Consider the following 8,706-nt stretch of genomic DNA (forward strand, 5'->3'; position numbering starts at 1 on the left):
TGAGTGTTCTAGTTCACTCTAAACTTACAAAACAAATCCCAGATTACCACCCCTGCACTTACCGAAATGTTTAAGGAGTGTTTGGTTCCAAATTGTGGAATCTCGAGTACAGTGTCACTAGATGAAACTACTTCTTGCTGGACGCCCTTTACCTCATTTCCAAAAACAAGGGCATACGATTGATCGGTTTCTGGGATAAATTGATCCAACATTTCTGCATTTTCTGCTTGCTCTATAGACAGTATTTTGATGCCTTGTGATTTTAAAGAAGTGATCAATTCTACAGTGTCTTTTTGATATTCCCAACTCACGGTATAGGTGGCTCCCAAAGCAGTTTTTTGAATGTCCTTATGCGGGGGTGTGGCGGTAATACCGCACAGGTATATTTTTTTGATTAGAAAGGCATCTGCTGTTCGAAAAACAGAGCCAATATTATTCAGACTCCGGATGTTATCCAGGATGATGATCAATGGAGTTTTACCCGAAGATTTAAACTCTTCTATGGTTTTGCGGTCAAGCTCGCTGTTTTTTAGTTTTCTGTTTTTCATTCCTGCAAAAATATTATTTATTCGTTAGATGTAATCATGGATAGCAGAGAAAACGAATTGTGAATAAAATTGAATAACTCGTTATAGGGATATTTCAAAAAAAAATGGAGAATAGCTACTTTAGCATGGTTCACATAATTACAATTTTGAATGGCAGGAAAGAGCGGAAAGAAAGTAACTCCATTAATGAAGCAATACAATGCGATCAAGGCAAAATACCCTGATGCATTATTATTATTTAGAGTAGGGGATTTTTATGAGACTTTTGGAGAAGATGCGATCAAAACAGCAGCCATTCTCAATATTGTTTTAACCAAAAGAGGAAACGGAAGCGAGCAAGAAACTGCATTAGCGGGATTTCCGCACCATTCGTTGAACACCTATTTACCAAAGTTGGTAAAGGCGGGAGAACGCGTTGCTATCTGTGATCAGCTCGAAGATCCTAAACAAACCAAAACAATTGTAAAAAGAGGGGTTACCGAGTTGGTAACTCCAGGAGTGGCTCTCAATGATGAGGTGTTGCAAAGTAAAACCAACAACTTTTTGTGCGCCATTCATTATGGAAAAAAGGAGCTTGGGATTGCATTTCTGGATGTATCTACAGGAGAATTTTTGACCGCACAGGGAGATGTTGCGCATATTGATAAGCTTATCCAAAATTTTGGTCCGAGCGAGGTGTTGGTGGCTAAGCAAAAGAAGAAAAACTTTTACAATGATTTTGGCGAGTCTCATCATTCTTTTTTTCTTGAAGAATGGGTGTTTAAAACAGACTATACCACCGATACTCTAAATGACCATTTTGGTACCGCGTCCTTGAAAGGATTTGGAGTGCAGGATTTGCAAGAAGGAATCATCGCTGCAGGAGTTATTCTGCATTATTTGGGAGAAACACAGCATCACAAATTACAGCATATCACCGCAATCCAACGTATTGCAGAGGATCAATATATCTGGATGGATCGCTTTACCATTAGAAATCTTGAGTTGTACCATGCAAATGCTGCCAATGCAGTTACCTTGTTGGATGTGATTGATAAAACGATTTCTCCAATGGGAGGGCGTACCTTAAAACGGTGGTTAGCCTTACCGCTCAAAAATGTAAGTGCGATACAAAAAAGACATGAGGTAGTACAATACTTTTTAGATACTCCTTCATTGCATCAAAAAATACAACATCAGATTAAGCAAATAGGGGATATTGAACGTTTGATTTCTAAGGTGGCTACCGGAAAGGTAAATCCACGTGAAGTAATTCAACTCAAGAACTCTTTGGAAGCTATTGTGCCGATTAAAGCACAAACGGTAGCAAGTGATAATGAAGCGCTAAAAATTATAGGAGATACCCTTAATGATTGCGAGTTATTGCGTTCCAAAATCAAAGAAACCCTTAATGAAGAAGCACCGGTAAATGTGCTGAAGGGGAATACCATTGCGGATGGATATCTGGATGAATTGGATGAGTTAAGAACAATTGCTTTTTCTGGGAAGGATTATTTGGATAAGATGTTAGAGCGTGAGTCTGAAGCTACTGGAATCACCTCTTTAAAAATTGCATCCAACAATGTTTTTGGATATTATATTGAAGTACGAAATACGCACAAAGATAAAGTACCAGAGACCTGGATACGTAAACAAACTCTGGTAAGTGCAGAACGCTATATCACCGAAGAGTTAAAAGAATATGAAGCCAAGATTCTTGGTGCCGAAGAAAAAATATTAGCGCTAGAACAACAGCTTTTTAATGACCTGGTGATTTGGATGAACGAATACATTAAACCTGTGCAATTAAATGCAGCATTAATCGGTCAATTGGATTGTTTGTGTTCTTTTGCATTATTGGCACAGCAAAATAGTTACGTTCGACCATTGATTGATGATCATTTTGATTTGGAGATCAAGAATGGACGCCACCCAGTGATCGAGAAGCAATTGCCTCCGGGAGAATCCTATATCGCCAACGATGTTTCTTTGAATCGAGATACGCAGCAAATCATAATGATTACTGGGCCTAATATGAGTGGTAAATCTGCAATCTTACGACAAACTGCGCTGATCGTTTTGTTAGCCCAAATGGGATGTTTTGTTCCTGCCGAAGAAGCAAAAATAGGTGTGGTTGATAAAATCTTTACCAGAGTAGGAGCAAGTGATAATATTTCTATGGGAGAATCTACTTTTATGGTAGAGATGAATGAAACGGCTAGTATATTGAATAATATTTCTGATCGAAGTTTGGTATTGCTCGATGAGATTGGTAGAGGAACCAGTACTTATGATGGGATTTCTATTGCTTGGGCGATTAGTGAATTTTTGCATGAACATCCCGCGCGTCCAAAAACATTGTTTGCCACCCATTATCACGAGTTGAACGAGATGTGTGAAACTTTTGGTCGAATAAGGAATTATAATGTAGCTGTCAAAGAGTTAAAAGACACGGTACTGTTTCTTCGAAAATTAGTCCCAGGAGGTAGTGAGCATAGTTTTGGGATTCATGTAGCAAAAATGGCAGGAATGCCTCAGCAAGTGCTGCATCGTGCCAATAAGATGCTTAAAAAGCTCGAAAAGTCACATAGTAGCGAGGAGCTTACCGACAAAATTAAAGGAATGCAGGAAGAAGATGAATTGCAGTTAAGTTTCTTTAATATGGATGATCCATTATTGGAAGAAATCAAGGAAGAAATCCTGGATATTGATATTGATACGCTTACTCCTGTGGAGGCTTTGATGAAGCTTAATGAAATTAAACGCATGTTAACCAGGAAGAAAGCTTCTCAAGTGTAAATTTTTTTATTCTTTTTGCTAAAAAGACTTTGGTATTATTAGAATTGTATTAAATTTGCATCCGCAATAACGAATTGCGACGTTCATTAAAGATTGCGAAAGTAGCTCAGGGGTAGAGCATCACCTTGCCAAGGTGAGGGTCGCGGGTTCAAATCCCGTCTTTCGCTCTGAGATATACATAAAGTCCATGCTGAAGTGGTGGAATTGGTAGACACGTTGGACTTAAAATCCAATGGACAGTAATGTCCGTGCGGGTTCAAGTCCCGCCTTCAGTACTTGACGGGATAACTCTTTGTTTTTTGGAGTTGTCCCGTTTTTATTTGGATTAAAGTTATTTGATAATGATGGGATTACAGCGAATAATGAGTTTACTCGCTTGGTTCGATAACAGTCGTTTTGATAATCAAAGATGATTCCTTCCGGAAAAACAAGGTTTTGTACTGATTTCTTAGTTTCTAAATTTCCTAAACTCCATAATTTCTGTAAGTTACAAGAAAGTTGTAACGCTAAATCTATGGATTTTTCTAGGTTCGATAAATTGAAAGTGTTTTCGGCGTTATACACTTGAATGGTATTTAACTCCTGTTTTAGTTTAGTTTCAAATTTGTGAAACTGGTCATCAGTTATTTCGCGAAATACAAATCGTTCTTCTAGTACTTCAAGCTTGTTTTTTATTTCCGCTACTTTCTTTTGTTGAATATCATACTCTTTTAATTGTTCTTCATGTTCTTTCACAAAAATGTATTGCATAATTTCTTTCATGGGAGCGATGTACTTTTTGTCTTTAAGTTGTATTTCTTGTAGCAATTCTTCGAATTTTTGATGCATTACTTTGGCGCTTCTATTTTCTTTACTTCCTCTACGATTATTCTTATAATAGTATAAACCTTTCCTTTTGACTAAATAACCTGTATATTTTGTTCCGCAAGAAGCTGCTGTAATAAATTGCTTTAAAGGAAGGTTTTCGTCATCTTTTGTGTATTCTTTTCCGTTTTGATAGAGGAGATCATTAATCTTAGCGAAATCTTTTCTTGAAATTAAGGGTTCATGCTTCCCTATTATAGGTTCATCAAGGACATTATGAACAATAACTCCACAGTAAAAAGGATTTCTAAAATAATCGCTTAATTTCTTGGCTCTAATTGTTAACCCTTTTCTGTTCAATCGCTCAGCGATCTCACGATAGGTCATGTTTTTGTGCAGTTTCCATTGAAAAGCAAGTTTTAGCAATTTACCTTGTTCATTGATTACAATGTTCGGAGTTTTTCCTTTTCCTGGATTAAGATTTGTATAGCCAAAAGGAACCGTATTAATCCAATACCCTTTGGAAAGTTTGGATTTCATTCCGGTGATGATTTTGTTCCTATTGTTTATGTTAGTGATATGGCTATTTAAATGAAAAACATTTTCACAAACCACACTAGAAATGGTATCGGTAAAATCTACTGGCTGAGTTACAGAGACTATATAAACACCTTTTTGTTTGAGTTCTTCACTTAATCCAATACTACTTGCACCCGTTCTGGAAAAACGATCATAAGCGTAAACCAAAATATAAGATATTTTGTTTTTCTTGTTTTTAACATACTGTAGCATTTTTTGAAATTCTCTACGATCATCTCTTTTAGCAGATTCATAGGTTCCTCCAAAATATTGAACTACCTCAAGTTGGTTTCTTGTGGCATAGTCATCACAATATAACTTTTGAGTTTCCAAACTGGCATTATTCATTGCTTGTTGTTTGGTAGATACTCTGGTGTAAATTACGGTTCTATTAGTTTGCTCAATTTTAGGAGATTTAGTCTTCTTTCCTAGTTTTTTGAATATGCGTAAGTCCTCCATATTTTTTCTATTTTCCCTTTGTTATGTGATTAAACACTAGTTTTCCTAATTCTTCCATATTAAGAATGATTTTTTCCGCTTCCTTATCAGATGCATTTTCAAAACCTTTGAACATTCTTAGACGTTCAATGGTCATTTTTTTGATTTTTCGGAATTCTTTTAACTGTTGTTCTTTCGAATCAACACGATCTTTATTCACTAACATGATTGTTAATGGTTTTAGGTCGTGAAAATCCGATTGTATCGTCGGTAAGAACACGTATGTAAGTTAATATATTACTTGAGTACCTCCAATTGTCGCGTAGGTAAGTAAACAAGCATGTTAAGAATAGCTAACCATAAAGGTTAATAGTAAAAATTGTAATTATGATATGTAGTTATATACAACTAATTTCTACTAAACAAACATACATAATTTCTTTAGGAATTTCCAAGAAATATCAAAGAAACTCTTAAAATATCAAATTCAATTCATAATAAACTTTGAATTTGCTCAAGCATGGTACTAGTTTTCTCTACGTTATTATCATTGTTCGCAGTACCAAATCCCTTAAAAGTACTCAATGGTGAGAAGTCACATTAGATGTTTTTAAAGCTTTTTATTGCATTTTCTCCACGAATGAATTGTAAAATAAATTTTGAACTGATCAGAAAGTTGAAGAAAATGGGGATAAACCACATTTTCATATGAGTTTTGGAAAACACCATACTGAACTAGTAGAATTATATCGATCCGGTCCACGGAAAGGGCAATTTGCGCCTCTGAGATAGAAGATTAAACTATTGTATGTCAAAATTTAACATATCCTTTCTATTGCTCTAAGTTTACATAAGAAACCGAAGTTTCAAAATAAACAGTATCTAATTAAAGATATCTTATTAACATAAATGTGGTTTCCCATAACATCAGTAAGTATAACTTTCTGAAATTACTTTTAAAAAGCAAAGAGGAGGTTATATGAACGATTTATTTTCTAAGTACAAAGAGCTATTGTTTCGTGCAGAAGTAGGTGTTTTAAAAAAGAGAAATTTGTTGGATCACCCAAAAAAGACATATAAGGTAAAAGGTAATCGGAAATACGGTAGATTAATTCAGGATGAATTTCTAGATCGTAATAATACTGCAATTTACCATGTAGAGTATTTTATTTCTTACGATCATTCTTATCAATACATTTTCATTTGGGATGTAAAGCAATCTGTTGGTTATGAACATGAAGAACTAATATAATACTTAAGATCACAACAAAACAGCATTTTATCGATAAACATTTAGAATATTTAACTGTCTTCAATTTCTTCAGATATGGATACTTCTGCACCGATGTTTTCCAACTTTTTTTTCAGTTTTAAGGCCGATTCGAAATCAAGATTTTTAGCAACAGGAGTAAGCCTTTCCACCATCTTTTTTGCTTCTTTGATTTCAATTTTTAGCATACTCGCCAGTTCACGTATAGTGTTTAACCTGTGTTTTGTACTAAAGATTGATACCTCGTATACAACAGGATAGTCTTTTTTTTCAATGAAATATCTGACCAGTGTGAGAAACAGGGAATTCGCATTTTTCCGTTTGAACTCAAAATCAGCAAAAGGGTGTCCATAGTCTTTTGTAATTACTTCATCCTTGCTCAGTTCTGATAACCCTATCTCAGGATAATCACGATCCAAAAACACATGTTGATTGTTTATTGAGAAATAGCAGCCATTTGTTACACTGAGCATAAATTTGATATCACGAAAACGCTCATTATCTTGCAGTATGATTTGATTTAACCAATCATAAGGATCGCCCCAAGCTCCTATTGAAGAAATGTCTGGCTCAAAATAGCTATACTCTTCATCTAGTATATTTTCAATGGGTTCTAATGTGACATCAAAAAAGAACTCGACATACTCTTGTGTATCGGACGAAATAGTTAACACATGTTTTCTGCGACAATTCAAAACCACAATTATAAATCCTTCATCTTCATGTACAGATTGGACCCACTGTGATAAGTAATGTGAATTTTGCTCATCCTCTTTCGTTTCACAAAGCGCATTAAGCATATCAGTTATTTTTTCAGGTGGAACTTTTTCTTTATTCATCTAAAATATTTTTTGAGAATGACAATTGGTGCTAACGGTCTTATATATGAAAAGTAGCGGTTTTGTTACTATATTTTATTCCGATTAGGATTTTGGTTCTTAAATGTAAGAGTCTTCATTGTCTTAATCATCAGCCGCTATTTTTTATATACGTTGTTGCCATTTCGTTGTTTTTAACGCCTAAAGACTGCATAACCACTTCGAATTAACTTTTTTAATGAAGTTCCATCTCTGTTCATTATGTAGATGTGTCTGTCCTCTTCATAATCATTATATAATGAAAATATGATTTTGGAACCATCTGGGGACCAAGATGGATACCAAGCATCAACGTCATTATTGGTCAATCTCTTCTGATCAGAACCATCTATGTTCATCACATAGATTTCATAATTACCATCTCTATCGGACATAAAAGTGATGTGCTTACCATCAGGCGAAACATCTGGATGCCATTCATTTGCTTCATTATTTGTTAAATGTACTATATTGTTACCATCAATATCGGCTATGCTCAACTCGCTTTTCTTGTCCTCGAATTCTGAAGAGAAAACGATTCTCCCATCAGGAGTAAAAAAGGGGCCACTGCCTTTTAGCGACTTTATCTGATTTTGTTCACTACCATCTGAGTTCATAATCCAAATCTCTCCCTGCCAATTTCCTTCTGAATCTTTGTATTCTCTCGAAAAATCGATTTTTTTTCCGTCTGAAGACCAGGCTAAATAACCGCCATCACGACCTATAAGTCTAATTTTTGAAATGCCTTTAATATCAGTTAGAACTGAGTCTATTTTATTTTCTGAACCATAAGCAATTGTATAAGATTTTTCGTTTTCTAAACAAGAATTCATTAAGCCAAGTATACATAATAAAACGAGCGAACTTATTAAAATTTTATTTGTCATATAGTGTTAGTAATACTTTTGGTTATACAATGAATGGCAACGGTTTAGGCTATGGTTTCGTTGCGGAATGGTTCGGCAGAACTATTCCGCCGCAATGAACTATAGCCATTGTGCAACAGGCACCCTTGTTGTGAGTAGTTTTATTCTTTTTTTAAATAATTATTTAGGCATTTCGGGCAAATAGGGGATAGTTTATCAAACATCATTTCATATTTTTCAAATTCCGATTCCACGTCAATTATTGACTCATTAATTCCTATTTCGTTTACCAAAGTTGGATCCACAATATAGCGTCCGTTAAAAAGTCCCTTTTTATCCAATACTTCGATATTCAGAATCTCAGAATCAATGGATTCCTCCATTTTATTAATCCTCTCAGCGTGATATTCAGATATTAAACCGGCGACATTTCCTCTGTGAATTTCACATATTATATATCCCATTTTTTTCTTTAATTCTGACTAACGTCAATTTATTTTGTTAAAAATCAAGGAGTTTTAAACTCAAGATCTTTGGGTTTGATATCAAATTTATCGATTTGTTTT

At 34.9% G+C, this 8,706-nt stretch carries 7 protein-coding genes, 2 tRNA genes and 1 pseudogene; 4 read left to right on the forward strand and 6 right to left on the reverse strand.

The window, feature by feature from the left end; translation table 11 throughout:
• Nucleotides 1-8: 8 nt before the first annotated feature.
• Nucleotides 9-548 carry an RNA methyltransferase gene (locus ACXAGJ_RS20300; RefSeq protein WP_474842405.1) on the reverse strand — a complete coding sequence of 180 codons (540 nt, stop codon included), beginning with the start codon at nucleotides 546-548 and terminating at the stop codon, nucleotides 9-11.
• 150 nt (nucleotides 549-698) lie between these two features.
• Between ACXAGJ_RS20300 and mutS the strand changes: the two genes are divergently transcribed.
• From mutS to ACXAGJ_RS20315, 3 genes are all read left to right on the forward strand, one after another.
• Nucleotides 699-3,326: a DNA mismatch repair protein MutS gene (gene mutS / locus ACXAGJ_RS20305; protein WP_474842407.1), complete on the forward strand. Its 2,628-nt coding sequence runs from the start codon at nucleotides 699-701 to the stop codon at nucleotides 3,324-3,326.
• 95 nt (nucleotides 3,327-3,421) lie between these two features.
• Nucleotides 3,422-3,493 (forward strand) — tRNA-Gly (locus ACXAGJ_RS20310).
• Nucleotides 3,494-3,515: 22 nt separating this feature from the next.
• A tRNA-Leu gene (locus ACXAGJ_RS20315) sits at nucleotides 3,516-3,601 on the forward strand.
• A 736-nt stretch (nucleotides 3,602-4,337) separates the two neighbouring features.
• On the opposite strand, the pseudogene ACXAGJ_RS20320 reads toward ACXAGJ_RS20315, so the two are convergent.
• Together ACXAGJ_RS20320 and ACXAGJ_RS20325 are read right to left on the reverse strand one after the other, a co-directional pair.
• Nucleotides 4,338-5,168: pseudogene (locus tag ACXAGJ_RS20320) on the reverse strand (recombinase family protein); the annotation flags it as partial.
• Between the two features lie 7 nt (nucleotides 5,169-5,175).
• Nucleotides 5,176-5,373, reverse strand: coding sequence for a hypothetical protein (locus ACXAGJ_RS20325; protein ID WP_474842409.1), 198 nt, complete (start codon nucleotides 5,371-5,373; stop codon nucleotides 5,176-5,178).
• A 753-nt stretch (nucleotides 5,374-6,126) separates the two neighbouring features.
• On the opposite strand from ACXAGJ_RS20325, the gene ACXAGJ_RS20330 reads away from it, so the two are divergent.
• Nucleotides 6,127-6,399, forward strand: coding sequence for a hypothetical protein (locus ACXAGJ_RS20330; RefSeq protein WP_474842411.1), 273 nt, complete (start codon nucleotides 6,127-6,129; stop codon nucleotides 6,397-6,399).
• Nucleotides 6,400-6,449: 50 nt separating this feature from the next.
• Here the strand turns inward: ACXAGJ_RS20330 and ACXAGJ_RS20335 are convergent, their stop codons facing one another.
• The 3 genes from ACXAGJ_RS20335 to ACXAGJ_RS20345 form a co-directional block, all read right to left on the reverse strand.
• Nucleotides 6,450-7,256, reverse strand: a complete 807-nt coding sequence (locus ACXAGJ_RS20335; protein ID WP_474842412.1) for a ribosomal protein L7/L12 — start codon at nucleotides 7,254-7,256, stop codon at nucleotides 6,450-6,452.
• 173 nt (nucleotides 7,257-7,429) lie between these two features.
• Nucleotides 7,430-8,107 (reverse strand): TolB family protein, encoded by a 678-nt coding sequence (locus ACXAGJ_RS20340; protein ID WP_474842414.1) that lies wholly within the window; start codon nucleotides 8,105-8,107, stop codon nucleotides 7,430-7,432.
• Between the two features lie 194 nt (nucleotides 8,108-8,301).
• Nucleotides 8,302-8,604, reverse strand: coding sequence for a hypothetical protein (locus ACXAGJ_RS20345; protein ID WP_474842416.1), 303 nt, complete (start codon nucleotides 8,602-8,604; stop codon nucleotides 8,302-8,304).
• Nucleotides 8,605-8,706 lie beyond the last annotated feature (102 nt).

The sequence above is a fragment of the Aquimarina sp. AWH4_224 genome, assembly GCF_056160245.1.